The following is a 13,512-nucleotide window of genomic DNA, read 5'->3' as shown; positions in this document are numbered from 1 at the left end:
AAGACCGGATTTATTATTTCTTATGATTAGTAAGATCTATTGATCAATTAAGTTTCGCTAATTGGGATTGAAATTCCTCCACCTCTATAACCCCCATTGCTAGTTGAAATTGGAGCAATTCATGCTTTTCATTTTTCGTCAGTGGACGGTTATTGATCATTTCTATAATTTGATCTTCATCTGGTAATCTTCCCAGAATATGATTTTTTTGCTCGAAAGCTCTAAAATACCTGATTCCAAATTTTCTTTGAGAAATAGCATCAAAATGAATGTTATCGGGATTGGCTGTTAAACCTTCTGCAGATACAAAGTAGGTGTGATCATGATCTTCTGCGAATTGAATTAAAGCTGCATTGACTTCATTATATTCATTAAAATACTGACCATAGATACCGTCTCGTAAAAAATCTCCCAATCCTCCAATGATCAGAGGGATATCCGGAGCATTAAGTTCTTTTCTCAAGGTTTCTATAATCAGACTTAATTTTTCTTTATAGAGCTGATGTTTTTGTCCATAGCTATCACTTTCTCCCTGATGCCAGAGAATTCCACTCAGGTTACTTATTTTTTGTGCAGCTTTTGCCTGAGAAACTGCATTTTGAAATAACGGACCTTCTACAGACCAATCTTCCAGGCTTGTACCTCCATCGGCGCATGGAATTAATGCAATATCATCTTCCTGATTATGAAATAATCGCCATGAAGAAGCAAAAGTAGCTGCCAGACTGATTCCTGAAGTAGATCGGTCAAAATTAATAGGTTCCGCCATCATCTGCCATCTTCCGTTTCTTAACATTTTAATTTTTTCGTCATGAATAGAAGGAACGTCTTTCAGGAACCCCCGACCTGCCATATTGGATTGTCCGATCATTAAAAATGAATGTGTCATTGTGCGTATTGAATTATGATTCTTTTATTAATTTTTTAAGGCTTTACAAACCTTGTTGAAAGTTGACCATAACATTTCATCGGTTAAGACAAAAGGTAATCCGCTAATGTTCTTTCCCTGTTGATGAAAACGTAATAAGGTATATAATGGAGCAAAAGCAATTGACCAGTAAATTTCAAATGGAGTTTCTTCCATTTCTCCCCGTTGCACCGTATTGGAGATAAAATTTAAAAGATTGTTTTTGAATTCGCTCATAAACATCCCTGGTTTTTCATTAAACATTTGAACAAATTGCTGGCTGTAATGAGAATTGTTGATCTGCTCAAAGAAAGGAAGGAGTAGGGGATTTTTGATAGCATAATGATATCTGTTCGTCCACTGTACACGCAGTCCTTCTTCAAGAGAAGAAGCCGGATCAAATCCTTCATTGATCAGTGTTTCCATTTTATTTCCTTCCTCAATAACCAGTTTAACGATGAGGTCATCTTTATCTTTATAATATACATAAGGGGTACCTACAGATATATTGCATGCTTTCGCCAATTTGTTGATCGTAAAACCATCCAATCCATCTTTTACAATAATTTCAATAGCCTTTTGCTTAATCATATTTTCTTTGGTAGAATCCCGGTTACGCATATTTATTTTATTATCAGTTATTTATAATTAAATGAATATTCATTTAATTATAAATGCAAATGTATAGTATTTTAGAATATATGCAAAGAGCGTATGCGTTAAAAATCAAATAATGGGTTTTCAAAACTACTTAAGAGAACAAATATCTATTAGATGACGTTATTTTCTTTTCAAAGTATCAATATACCTTTTCAGGGTTTTCATAACGGATTGCGAATTAGAAAGCTTTATGGCCGATTCAAAATGTTGTATCGCTTTTAAATCATCAATACCGGTATAAAGATGTCCTAAAAGGGAATAATAAAAAGGATTGTCAATGAGTTCCAGCTTTTCGCCCTCAATAATTGCCGCAGCTTTTCCTCTCACCTTTGCAAAGGCAAAAGTTCGGTTGAGAGCAGCCATTGGAGAATATTCAACCTGTAAAAGCTGATTGTATAATTGCAGAATATTTTCCCATTTTTCATCTTGATCCTGTTTCTTTGTGTGCCAATAGGCGATGGCTGCTTCCAAATGAAATTTGGTTAAAGAATTTCCTGAAGCACTTTGGTTCAGGTGTTTAATCCCCTTATTAATCAATTCCAGATCCCATAAAGTGTCATCCTGTTCCCCGTATAAAATACTTTCACCCTTATCATTAATCCTCGCATTGAATCTTGAGGAATGAAAATACATGAGAGATAATAATGCGTGAGTAGATGGAGTATTGGTAAGCTTGTTTTTAAGAAGTAATAATGTTAACCGTATCGCTTCAAGACAGAGGTCTTTTCTTAGAATAGCATTTTGTGATGTTGAATAGTAGCCTTCTGAAAATAATAAATATAAAGTCGTAAGAACTGTTTCCAGGCTTGAATGAATCTGAACAACTGAAGGTTGTTCAATTTTTATTCCCTGGGCTTTTAGTTTCTCTTTTGCCCGTTTCAATCTTTTATAGATCACTTCTTTATTAACCAGAAAAGCATCGGCAATTTCCTGGGTTCCGAATCCACAAAGTAAGTTTAAGGCTAATGAAATTTGAGAATCTTTTGAAATAGAAGGATTACAGACTGTAAACATCATCGCCAACTGACTGTCAATAATATTTTTATCGGAAAGATCTATTTCAAATTCTTCCTGATCAGAAGTTGAATATTTGATTTCATCTGAGATTTTTTGTTGAAACAAAGCATCTCTTTTAAAATAGTTCTTGGTTTTGTTTTTGGCAACAGTGTAGAGCCAAGCGGTAGGGTTTTCCGGAATCCCATTAATACTCCAGGTTTCAGTAGCAGTAAGAAAAGTGTCACTTACAATATCCTCTGCAATTTCAATATGATTGATGCCAAATACAGAACAGAGCACCGAAACAATTTTCCGGTACTCTGTTCTGAATAAATTGGGTATTAATGAATGCTCCTGCATTAAATTTTAATAATTTATTGCGCTGGTGGAATTGCCATCCTAACTTCTACACTGGCTCCCCATTGAAGGATAGGACAGCCTTTTGCTATTTCTACCGCCTCATCATAATCATTAGCTCTGATGATGAACATCCCGCCAATAGATTCTTTGATTTCTGCATAAGGTCCATTAATAACAGTGTCGTTTTTTACCACTCTTCCGCCAAGGTCCCATCTTTTGGGTGGAGAAACGAGTTTATTCTGAGCGGCAATACTTCCTAACCAGTCTTGAAAAGGCTGAATAGAAGCCTGCATTTGCTCTGGTGAAGGACTTGCGTCTTTATTAATAATATCCCGGTGTATGGCGATTAAAAACTCATTCATGATGTTGTAATTTTAAATAAAATGTATTTTACTTTATAAATTTAATAATAAAAAATCCTGCTTGGATCTTATCTCTGATTTTCAGGATTTGAAATCCATTCTTCATAACGGATACTTCCTAATTTTGCATCGTTATTTGGCACTAAAGTGCTGTCATTTAATGGAGCTCCGAAATAAGTAGCCTCCGGATTTGTTACTACTTCATCCTGATTCTTCATGATCGATGTGTATTTTCTTACCAAATCATCCAGTTTTATTTTTTCAGGACCTCCGATTTCTACGGTATTATTTTTAGGAGGATTGATGGTAACTTCAGTCATTGATTTTACCACATCATCTGAAGCGATAGGCTGGATTAATGCTGGAGAAACTAAAATCTTGTGATCAACTGTACTGGAATGAACGATACCGCCAACAAATTCGAAAAATTGAGTAGAGTGAACGATCGTGTAAGGAATTCCAGACTCTTTAATAAGATCTTCCTGAACCTGTTTTGCTCTGAAATATCCACTTTCCTGTAGACGGTCTGTCCCTACTACCGATAAAGCGATGTGATGCTTTACACCTGCTTTTTTTTCTGCTGCAATTAAGTTTTCACCTGATGTTTTGAAGAATTTCATGACATCATCGTCTGCAAAAGAAGGAGAGTTGGCAACGTCTACCACAACATCTACATTTTCCAAAGCTTTGTCAAGGCCTTCTCCTGTTAAGGTATTGACTCCTGAATTGGGAGATGCCGCTAAAACTTCATGACCTAAATTTTTAAGACTACTAACAAGTTTGCTACCGATAAGGCCAGTACCACCAATTACTGTGATTTTCATTATGTATAATTTTATGGGTTTATACTCTAATGACAATCGAGTTTTCGAAATTGGACAAAAGATGGAGAAAAATTATTTAGAAATTTAAAAATATTTTATCGTCTCAGAATTTTATCCATGGATTTTCCCTTCGCCAATTCATCAATTAACTTATCCAGATAACGAATTTTTCTCATCAGCTCATCTTCAATTTCTTCAACGCGATAGCCACAAATAACGCCTTTTATTAAGGAAACATTAGGGTTTATCAGAGGAGCCTGTTCAAAGAAATCTCTAAAGTTGGTTTTGTTATTTAGTATTTCCTGAAGATCTTTTTCATTATAACCAGTCAGCCAGAAAATAGTTTCATGAACTTCTTCTTTTGTACGTCCTTTTTTTTCTGCTTTTTGAATGTAGTGAGGATAAACTCCTGCAAAAGACATATTATAAACTCTGTCGTTATTTTGCATGAATTTTATTTTACAGGTTCATAAATAAGCTGTACTACTCCGGATTTGAAGACATTGGTTGTCATGAGTTTTAAATGTAATCTTTCGTTCAGATCTTCAAATAAAGGTTTCCCACTTCCTAAGACAATAGGATGAACAGATATTCTGTAGACATCAATCAAATTATGCTGAATAAAAGTTTTAATAAGACTGGCACCACCATACAGCCAAATATCTTTTCCGCCTTGATTTTTTATCTCTGAAACTTTTGTTTCAATATCCGTATTAATAAAAATGGCATTTTTATCTTCTCTGTCCTGACTGGAAAACACAAATTTATTTTTAGAATGAACGGCCTCCCAGAGTTTCTGTTCTTCTGGAGTTGCATTTTCACCAGCCTGATAATTTCCCCAGGCATCATAGCTCACTCTCCCGTAAAAAATAGTATCTATACTTGAAAGAAAACCATTGAAATCCATATCATCATCCATAATACACCAATCGATTTCACCGTTCGGTCCCTCGATGAATCCGTCTAAAGTAGTCGCCAGATCTAATATTACTTTTTTCATTTTTAAAGATAAAATTAATTATTTTACAGCAGATCTTATGCTGTCCAGCTTTCGTTCGATTTCTGAATTGTTTCCACCACCACAAGAAGAATGGATCACCTTTCCATTGGTGTCGATGAGTATTTTTGCCGGACTGCAAAACAGGTTGTAGTTTAATTTTTCGGATTTACTATATGACTTGGTATTGTCAATCTGTTCAAACAAAATATCTGACTGGCTCAGATAATCTTTTAGTTCTTTTTCATTTTCTATAAATCCTTCTACAATACCAATAAAATTGGCCTCGTTTTTAAATTCTTTATACAGCGCATTAAACTCTTCTGGCATATCATAAGATGCACTCTTTTTTAGATAAGATTTATCGTAAACAAAAATGACCAGATTTTTACCCTTATAATTTTGTGAATTGAAAACACTTCCATTAATTGTTTTAGCCGAAAAATATTTGGGCTTTGCATTAAGAAAGAAGTCAATCTGATTTTTTTTCAATTCTTTTGCCTCCTTTTGGAATTCTTTAAAAATTCTTTCTTTTTTTTCCTTTTCGCTTTCACAGGAAAGTATAGATAAAATCACAAAAAGGGCTAAAATTTTTTTCATGCTGGTTATATTAGAATTTTAAATGAGAGTAAATATAACAAAAAAGACTTTCTAAAAACAGGAAGGCTTTGATAACAGGTGAGCTGACTTTTAAAATAAAGGTTCTCCGTTTAAATCCATTGTAAGAACTTCACTCATATAATTAAAAAAAGGCCGCATGGCTAATAAGGTCAGAATGGCTTCTTTCTGGAAATCACCAGACAGAACCTGCTTATCCGTGAATTTTCGCATCACAACATATTGCTTTTTTCTGATGAGATCAATGGCAGGATGATTTTTATCAAAACCTCTTGGAGCCGTTTTTACGGCATCACCTTTGATTTCTCCGAAATATTTTATAAAAGTTTCATCAGACATTATCTTTTCAATTTCTGTTGTATTGAGCTCAAATTCTTTGCGGATACGGAGCAAATCTTTAGCCTCAGGACCCCAGAATCCACCTCCCACGAAGCTGTTATTTGGTTCCAGGTTAATATAATACCCGCCTCTTAACATAGGTTTTGAACGGGAATATCCAACTCCGAAATTAGTTTTATAAGGCGTAGATTGATCTTTAGAAAAACGAACATCTCTGTAAATCCTGAAAATATGGATGCCTTTTAAATTATCATACTGCTGTAGCTCACTATAGATCTCATTAAAAAAGACTTTGTTTTCTTTTACAACTAAATCATATTCATGCTTATGTTCATTAAACCATTCGCGATTGTTATTTTCATTGATCTTTTTAAGAAATTCAAGTGCCTTTTTCATGATGTTATATAAATGCTGGAAATTAAAAGTTTAAGTAGGTTTCTTGATCTGTAGTCAGATCATATATTTTGTAATCTTGTGTGATAACGTTTTTATTTTATGTTTTTTAGTTGCCCGTTATAAAGTCCCACTAACACGCTGTTGCCGTTTTCATCGATTTTCACACCACCATATTTGGCATTTTCATATTTTTCGGCTTGTCCTTCCTGGAAAAAGAAAGATTCTGCTCCAATATTGATGGTCCACTGTTCAGGTGAAGAATATTTAATAAGATATTCACCATTATTCAGTGGTGTTGTCTCTTTTTGAAGCCTTACTCTATCTGCGACTCCATTCTTATCAAGACGAACAACGCAATATCCTCTTTTAGGAATATGATCCATATTTATATTTTGTGCTATATGATACCTTAAACTCATGTAATCACCCTGCATTAAAGAACGTGGATCAACCGGAGCAAGCTGTAAAAGAACCAACTTTCCGTCTTTTAGGACGGCTTCCTTTTTAGATACTGAAAAATTAAAATAGATCAGTAAGACGATGAGGTTTAGTACGATAATAATCCATTTATACTTTTTCATTTGATGTCAGTTTTTTGTGAGTTAATAGATAAAGACCCAGAAATAAAACACCTGACGAAAATAAAAATATAGATTTGGTAAGCAGTGTAAAATGAAGGTCGTAATAATATTGTGAAATAAAGCAAATGAAGGCAATAATGCCAATAACAAAACTGGTTTTATAGTTGACCAGAAAACTTAGAAGAATAATTAAAAGAGCACCCGATACCCCTGGAGATAATAGGGTAGATAGCAATATGACCGTGCTTACAATATATATTCCGGCCTTTTGTTTCGTTTGTGAAATATTCAATACTTCAAAAAGGTAGGAAAGTACATATAGTATGGTCAGGATAATCACTGCCGATGATATCCAAAGGTAGTTTATTGATATATCGGGAATGTCACTTTTATTAAGAAGAACCAATCCTCCAAGGAATGAAAAAATCAGTCCTATACGAACAGGGTTGTATAATTTTGAAAATGCTGGATGGATAGAAATTATTTTTGCCTCTTTCAGGAACACAACAGTTACCATGATGGCAAGAACACAAGTGTACATCTGAATACCAAAAAAATTGTTATTGAGTAGGAGTAGTGCTAAAATAGATCCATTAATGATCAATACCGAAATAAAGGAAATAATATAACTCCGAACGATCAGTAATGATGCAATGGCTATCAGAATAAACAGAAAGCACACCGTATTTTCGCTCGCTTCCATTTTAAACATACCTACACCTAAAAGAATAAACCCAATAATATAAGACGAAACACTGATGGTATCAATAATTAATTTATCAAAGAACTTATTAATGAAGACACCTCCAATAATAGCCACTACTCCAAATGCTAATAATCCTGAATCTGAATCATATATCCCCGTAATAAACAACGCTCCCAGAAAAACAAGACCTGCTGAAATTCCACCAAAAATGGATAGGATTTTTATGGCTAAAGACTGATGATCTTCTTTTTTCTGATATGCGGTTAAAATAGCTTCTTCATCAAATTTCAATTCTTTATCATCCATTGTTTGGAAATAATCCAATACTTCTTTTATCTCTTCTTTATTTCTCATTGGTCCATTTTTTTTGAAGTTTAAGCAGACTCATAATAACCAAAGTAACACTTACAATGATAAATATGCCGACAATTAAAAACATGATCATTTCATCTGATATTTTAAATAATAAGATGGTAATGATAATGATAAGGCTCAATGGAATGATTGAAAGATAAAATGTATTTTTCGAACGTATTCCGTGCCAGATTCCAAGGGCAAAAACCAGTATAACAGCTGAAATCAAAAGGGGAAATAAAGGTGGATTATCATCCAAGATTCCAAAAACAATTCCCATCGTCGCGAAGGTAACCGATCCTAAAGCCAGAATGTAGGTAAACCACTTCGGAATATTTTCAATCTTTTTATAGTGATCCAATAGAACGGATGCAATAAGTATTGCTGTATTAAACAAAAACAATGATGTAATAACAAGGATTTCAGGCAGATCTTTGGCAACCTGCTCTGTATATAAAAAAAATGTGGTGTTGATTAAAACAATATACAGCAGCCATAACGGAGCAAAATTGGAAACAATAACCCATAGCGTTATAAATAAGGTCCAGGCTAAAAAGAAGTCATAGGCATCGGCACCTGTCTGATAAATCTGTCCGAATACGGCAAATAGAGCCCCTACCAAAAATGAAGAACCCGTAAGAATAATATTTTTGGTTCCACTTTTTATCTTTGGAAGTAAGACCATAATGGTCGTTGCTACAATGAGTACTTCGATCAATCCAAGTTTTATAAATTTATTCAGATCCGCCCAGTTATAGGCAAAAAAGAAAATGATTCCTGCTGTCGTAAAACCAATACCGAGAGTGATAAGGAAAAGGCGGAGGAATTTTTGCCATGTTTCTTTATCATTGTAAATGTTTTCTTTTAAGGCTCTTTCAATGCCCTGTTCGGTCACATTACTGTGGCGGCTGATAATTTGGATATCTTCCCGTTGCAGGTTTTTCATGGATGTTTTTTTTAATTGAACCTTATACAAAAGATTTATTTCGTCAGGAGTCAATAGAACGAAACTACAAAAAAATTAAGAGGAATTGAAATTGTGATTTTATGAGTGTAGTAAGGCAAGAGAGAGGAAAGGTACTTTGGAAAATGAAAACTTATTCTTCATTTTTCTCTTTCGACATCCTTTCGTTCGTACAGTTTTGTTTTTTCAAGTCCATAATTATTGACTCTAATAGTAGGAGCATCGAGGTGCCAATCTGGAAGATGATCAGACAATTCATTGGTTAATTTTTTCATTCCCGGGGTTTCACTATTCAATTCATAATGTTTTTTATAGGTAATTATTTCTAAGCCTGTTTGTCTGCTACTACCCGGAACTGGAATACTAAATGAATGTACTGAAACAATTTCATCCCACTTGATAAGTTCCAATGGGTTCTTATTTTTGTGGTAAAATCCGTCATTTATATATTGAAATTCCCCATCAAACTTCTCTAATCTATCGGCCTCTTTTTCAACAGAAGCATAAACCTCTTTATCATCAGGAGCATATACTTTAGCAATTGAAAAACAAAGCGCAACAAAGCAAGAAAAAGTAATGAAGTAAGATATTCCTACACTGTCGAAAGCAGGATAGTAAATAAAAGTCAACACCAAAACTATACAGCTGATTGTAATTATTATCTTCATTAAAAAATTAATTCATTTGCTAAAGCTAAGCAATTCTACCGTTTCGTTCCACTCAATAATCGAAAGTTATGGTTTCAGGTTTGCCATAAAAGTCAGGGTGTCAAAATAAAGGGTTAAAGATTGCAGTTTGCCATTTTTTACCGTCCAATTTTCTGAAACATTCCCATTAATTTTAAAACCATTTGGGAACTGAAAGTCATAGTTACCAATAACACTTGCTTTATCCCCCTCAATTATCATTTCCTTTACGCTCATTGCTTCAAAGCGCTGAGAAAATCGCTTTATGATTTCAATATAGGCTTGCTTTCCAACGATAGGGGTTGTGTTGTTCATATCACCGCCAATATATTCAAAGTCATCGGCTATCGTGCTTTCCCAGTTTGCTTTTTCAGCAAAACCTTTGTAGTAAATTTCAAGAAGTTGTCTTGTTGTTGCTTGATTTTCCATTTTATTAAAATTTTGTGGTTATATTTGTTGTTGCATTATGCAAGTACAAATATATAAAAGTTATTGCATTATGCAATAAGATATTTTTTATGGATAAACATAGGTCGGATTGCCCAATTAGTTGTTCTCTTGATGTTTTCGGAGATAAATGGTCACTTTTAATAATTAGAGATATTATGCTGAGAGGTAAAATGTCTTACAGTGAATTTTTAAATTCAGAAGAGCGGATTGCATCCAATATACTTGTTAACAGGCTGGGGATTCTGGAGTCTGAGAAAATTTTGCTTAAAGAAGTATCACCACTTAACAAGTCAAAATTTATATATAGCTTAACAAAGAAGGGAGTTGATCTACTGCCTATCGTCATTGAGATAATGGATTGGGGGGCAAAGTACAATGCTAATTGTCCACGGAAAGAATTGGGGAAAAAAATCAAAAAAGACAAAGCCGAAGCTATTCAGGAGTTGACCAAGGTATTAAAGGCGAGGGTTAAATAGTTCCAGAATAGAATAAGCCTTTATTATTGTTTTCTACTCTTTAACTCAAAGACATTTCCTTCAGGATCTGTTCCATCACATAACCAGAAATCATAATTCTCAAATGTTTTGATTTCCCGCATGAGAATATTTTTTGATATAAATTCGCTCCTTGCCGATTCTATATCAAGATCGATTTCAAAAACTAATTTGGTGTTGTTGCCGAACTTGTAATCATCATCTATTTCTTTAAGAAATTGCTCTCCAATTGTATGGAGACCAATATTGATTGCTCCCGCATTAAGGAGAACCCAGGTAGGATCTTCTTCAGTCACTTTCAGGTTAAAGTTGTCAACATAAAAGTTTTTAAGTAATTCAACGTTTCTAACATACAATATTATCGTGCCCAATGTTGCCTTCATTGATTCTTTTTAATAAACGTAAATATAACAAAAAACCATTCTGAAGAGGCAGAATGGCTATCGTATTTTAATGAGTTAATTTATAATTTCAGCATTAGGGTTCTCTCGTATCTTCACGATATTTTCCCGCCATCTTTGAAGCTCTTCATCTGTCAGTTTGATCCAGTCTGTCAATTCGCCTACAATTTTTAAAGGTTCTTTACTACGATAAGATCGGGTAGGGTTTCCAGGGAATTTTTTGTCTGTTACATTAGGATCATTTTCAAAAGCTCCTGTAGGTTCTACAATGTATATGCGCTCCTGACCATCACCCTGTGCCAAAGCAGCAGCAAGTCCGGCGCCATTTCTTAAAGCGGTAAAATAAATGTGGTTCATGATTATTTCAGGATAATAATTGGATCCGAATCCGGCAGTCAGCAAATCTCCGATCTGTAGATCTGCCTTCGTTCCGTGATAAAATGGTCCATTGTCTAAAACATCACTAGTAAACGGTTCATTTTTGTTATTTTCCATTGTGTTAATATATAAGCTATTGGTTGATTAATTTATTTTATGGCTCAAAGTCGGTCGCTGGAAAAGTAATATCCACCAACAAGTTTTACATAATAAACTTCATCTCCCATTTTATATATACTTAAAATACTTCCATCTTCAAGTTGCTTGGTTTTTTGTTCGAATTTAGTTCGGTCTATAAAACGGAATTTGCCAAGTTGAGCATGCACATCACCAGGATTTATAACACAAATGGGAGTTTGTTCCGATTTTCCATCTCCGCTTTTTTCAATAGTGGTTTTAATTAAATCCGATTGCTCCTTAACAATTTTTAATTTTTTCTCATCCTCACTTGCAGTGTATAGATAAAGCATTCCCTCTAAAACAAATTTATTCAAAGGGTTTTTTATATACTTCGGTTCGGCTTCAATGATTATTTTATCGGCCTTCATTTTTGATAATTTATTTTGAGTCTTCTTCCATATTTTTTCATAATCACTGTTATAATCACCTATGCTATATTCGTTTTTAATGAATTTACTTCCGTAATAGAGCTGATTTAGCTCTTCCTGGGACAGATCATTGGGATTAACTTTGAATTTTTCCAATAACGGATAATAATTATCTTTTGGATTTTCAGTTGCATTTTTTTTGATCAGATTCACATCAATCTGTGCAAATGAATAAGTAAATAAAAAACTTAAGAAAAAAGTATATACTGTTCGCTTCATTATTGTTTCATTATTGAATTATACAAAGGTGGGAAATTTTGCGAAGCTGTAGGTTTATTATCTCACAATTTTAATGCTTTCTAAAATTCCTTTTTCATTTTTAAAACGAAAAATATAAGTTCCCTTTCGTACTTTTGATAAATCTATATTTTTATTATAGTAGGTAAAACCTTTGGTGATTTGTCTTCCATCTATTGAGAAAATGGTGTATTCAAATTGATTGCTATTATTTTTATTACTGATTACAAAACCGTCTCTATAGGCATTGACGAAGGCTTTTGTTTTCAATACTTGATCTTCCATCGTTATCTTTCCAGAGAGTATATTTTCACTAATATCTGCTACTTGTATGCTTTTAATAGCTGAACTGGTTAGAGACGTTGTACTTCCACCGATGATGTATAATTTATTGTTATATACTTCCGCCGCAGAGTGTCTTCTGGGAATCATATTGGATGATAGCTGATGTAATTTATTAGTTGTAGTATCAAAATAGGCCAGAAAAGATTGATTATTAAAACCACCTACAATAAAAATCTTATCACCGGATACCGCTAAAGAGTGTCCGGATATAGCAGCAGGCATCGTATATTGATCGACCCAAAGATTAGTGTTGAGGTCGTAAACATTGATCAGACGAGACGGTGTGCCATTAAAACCACCAATTACATAAAGCTTATCATTAACAATTTTGCCCTTTGCTTCTCTCGCTGTGGGCATATTGGGTAATGGATTCCAGGTATTTGAAGCAATATCATAATACTGGAATTTATTAGAAAATACAGTCTTTGCAGCTCCATTGAGTCCGCTGCCACCGAACACATATATTTTGCCATTATAGATTGCAGAACCTGCATTTCCTGTATAGGAACGATTAACAGCCCCCTTCGTTATGGTATTGGTGGCAAGGTCTAAAATTTCAAGATGGCTGTTTCCCCAACCATTAAAAACATAAATTTTATTATTGTAAGTCTCCGAATTAGCAAATCTTTTGGGAAGTAGAGTAGAATTAAGAACACTCCAACTGTTATCAGTGATATTGTATTTCTCAATATACTTTGCATCACTTGCTTTTTCCTGATACCCATTGCTTACATAAATATTATCATTCACGATTACACTGGTTATGGCACCTCTGCCTACAGACATATTTTTGAGATTTTGAAATGTAAGCGTTTGTGAATGAGCTAACAATGAGCCAAAAAATATAAG

Annotated in this window: 19 protein-coding genes; 1 reads left to right on the top strand and 18 read right to left on the bottom strand. The window is 34.0% G+C overall.

Going from position 1 to position 13,512, the window contains the following annotated elements; all coding sequences use genetic code 11:
• Positions 1-43: 43 nt before the first annotated feature.
• From AC3WRL_RS21120 to AC3WRL_RS21055, 14 genes are all read right to left on the bottom strand, one after another.
• Positions 44-889 carry a sialate O-acetylesterase gene (locus tag AC3WRL_RS21120; RefSeq protein ID WP_492331187.1) on the bottom strand — a complete coding sequence of 282 codons (846 nt, stop codon included), beginning with the start codon at positions 887-889 and terminating at the stop codon, positions 44-46.
• A 27-nt stretch (positions 890-916) separates the two neighbouring features.
• Positions 917-1,498: a TetR/AcrR family transcriptional regulator gene (locus tag AC3WRL_RS21115; RefSeq protein ID WP_492331186.1), complete on the bottom strand. Its 582-nt coding sequence runs from the start codon at positions 1,496-1,498 to the stop codon at positions 917-919.
• 189 nt (positions 1,499-1,687) lie between these two features.
• Complete coding sequence (locus tag AC3WRL_RS21110) at positions 1,688-2,923, bottom strand: RNA polymerase sigma factor (RefSeq protein WP_261509911.1); 1,236 nt, start codon at positions 2,921-2,923, stop codon at positions 1,688-1,690.
• Between the two features lie 14 nt (positions 2,924-2,937).
• A complete protein-coding gene (locus AC3WRL_RS21105) occupies positions 2,938-3,285 on the bottom strand; it encodes a YciI family protein (protein WP_214827964.1) in 348 nt (115 codons plus the stop codon).
• A gap of 68 nt (positions 3,286-3,353) precedes the next feature.
• Complete coding sequence (locus tag AC3WRL_RS21100; RefSeq protein WP_214827966.1) at positions 3,354-4,109, bottom strand: SDR family oxidoreductase; 756 nt, start codon at positions 4,107-4,109, stop codon at positions 3,354-3,356.
• A 95-nt stretch (positions 4,110-4,204) separates the two neighbouring features.
• On the bottom strand, positions 4,205-4,558 hold the full coding sequence (locus AC3WRL_RS21095; protein ID WP_492331185.1) for a DUF2200 domain-containing protein: 354 nt from the start codon (positions 4,556-4,558) through the stop codon (positions 4,205-4,207).
• A gap of 5 nt (positions 4,559-4,563) precedes the next feature.
• Positions 4,564-5,109 (bottom strand): dihydrofolate reductase family protein, encoded by a 546-nt coding sequence (locus AC3WRL_RS21090; protein ID WP_492331184.1) that lies wholly within the window; start codon positions 5,107-5,109, stop codon positions 4,564-4,566.
• Positions 5,110-5,127: 18 nt separating this feature from the next.
• Positions 5,128-5,706: a peroxiredoxin family protein gene (locus tag AC3WRL_RS21085; protein ID WP_261509908.1), complete on the bottom strand. Its 579-nt coding sequence runs from the start codon at positions 5,704-5,706 to the stop codon at positions 5,128-5,130.
• A gap of 90 nt (positions 5,707-5,796) precedes the next feature.
• Entirely contained in the window at positions 5,797-6,459 is a 663-nt protein-coding gene (locus tag AC3WRL_RS21080) for a DUF2461 domain-containing protein (RefSeq protein WP_492331183.1), read from the bottom strand.
• A gap of 92 nt (positions 6,460-6,551) precedes the next feature.
• A complete protein-coding gene (locus tag AC3WRL_RS21075; RefSeq protein WP_492331182.1) occupies positions 6,552-7,040 on the bottom strand; it encodes a GDYXXLXY domain-containing protein in 489 nt (162 codons plus the stop codon).
• Positions 7,027-8,100, bottom strand: coding sequence for a DUF4401 domain-containing protein (locus AC3WRL_RS21070; RefSeq protein WP_492331181.1), 1,074 nt, complete (start codon positions 8,098-8,100; stop codon positions 7,027-7,029). The genes AC3WRL_RS21075 and AC3WRL_RS21070 overlap by 14 nt, the downstream gene beginning before the upstream one ends.
• Positions 8,090-9,046, bottom strand: a complete 957-nt coding sequence (locus AC3WRL_RS21065; protein WP_492331180.1) for a DUF2157 domain-containing protein — start codon at positions 9,044-9,046, stop codon at positions 8,090-8,092. Before AC3WRL_RS21065 ends, AC3WRL_RS21070 begins: the two co-directional genes overlap by 11 nt.
• A 158-nt stretch (positions 9,047-9,204) precedes the next feature.
• Positions 9,205-9,732 carry a hypothetical protein gene (locus tag AC3WRL_RS21060; RefSeq protein WP_492331179.1) on the bottom strand — a complete coding sequence of 176 codons (528 nt, stop codon included), beginning with the start codon at positions 9,730-9,732 and terminating at the stop codon, positions 9,205-9,207.
• 66 nt (positions 9,733-9,798) lie between these two features.
• The gene (locus AC3WRL_RS21055) at positions 9,799-10,179 is read right to left on the bottom strand and encodes a nuclear transport factor 2 family protein (RefSeq protein ID WP_492331178.1); all 381 of its coding nucleotides are present in this window, start codon (positions 10,177-10,179) and stop codon (positions 9,799-9,801) included.
• 89 nt (positions 10,180-10,268) lie between these two features.
• On the opposite strand from AC3WRL_RS21055, the gene AC3WRL_RS21050 reads away from it, so the two are divergent.
• On the top strand, positions 10,269-10,676 hold the full coding sequence (locus AC3WRL_RS21050; protein WP_492331177.1) for a winged helix-turn-helix transcriptional regulator: 408 nt from the start codon (positions 10,269-10,271) through the stop codon (positions 10,674-10,676).
• Between the two features lie 23 nt (positions 10,677-10,699).
• Here AC3WRL_RS21050 and AC3WRL_RS21045 read toward each other — a convergent pair whose 3' ends face one another.
• From AC3WRL_RS21045 to AC3WRL_RS21030, 4 genes are all read right to left on the bottom strand, one after another.
• Positions 10,700-11,077 (bottom strand): VOC family protein, encoded by a 378-nt coding sequence (locus AC3WRL_RS21045; protein WP_492331176.1) that lies wholly within the window; start codon positions 11,075-11,077, stop codon positions 10,700-10,702.
• Positions 11,078-11,152: 75 nt separating this feature from the next.
• Positions 11,153-11,590: an NAD(+)--rifampin ADP-ribosyltransferase gene (gene arr, locus AC3WRL_RS21040; protein WP_261509898.1), complete on the bottom strand. Its 438-nt coding sequence runs from the start codon at positions 11,588-11,590 to the stop codon at positions 11,153-11,155.
• A gap of 44 nt (positions 11,591-11,634) precedes the next feature.
• Positions 11,635-12,300 carry a DUF4919 domain-containing protein gene (locus AC3WRL_RS21035; RefSeq protein WP_492331175.1) on the bottom strand — a complete coding sequence of 222 codons (666 nt, stop codon included), beginning with the start codon at positions 12,298-12,300 and terminating at the stop codon, positions 11,635-11,637.
• 57 nt (positions 12,301-12,357) lie between these two features.
• Positions 12,358-13,449 (bottom strand): Kelch repeat-containing protein, encoded by a 1,092-nt coding sequence (locus AC3WRL_RS21030; protein WP_492331174.1) that lies wholly within the window; start codon positions 13,447-13,449, stop codon positions 12,358-12,360.
• Positions 13,450-13,512 lie beyond the last annotated feature (63 nt).

The organism is Chryseobacterium sp. FW101-FHT12H09, from assembly GCF_058790395.1.
The sequence above is the reverse complement of the archived record's forward strand: the minus strand, read 5'-3'. Positions and strand labels throughout refer to the sequence as shown.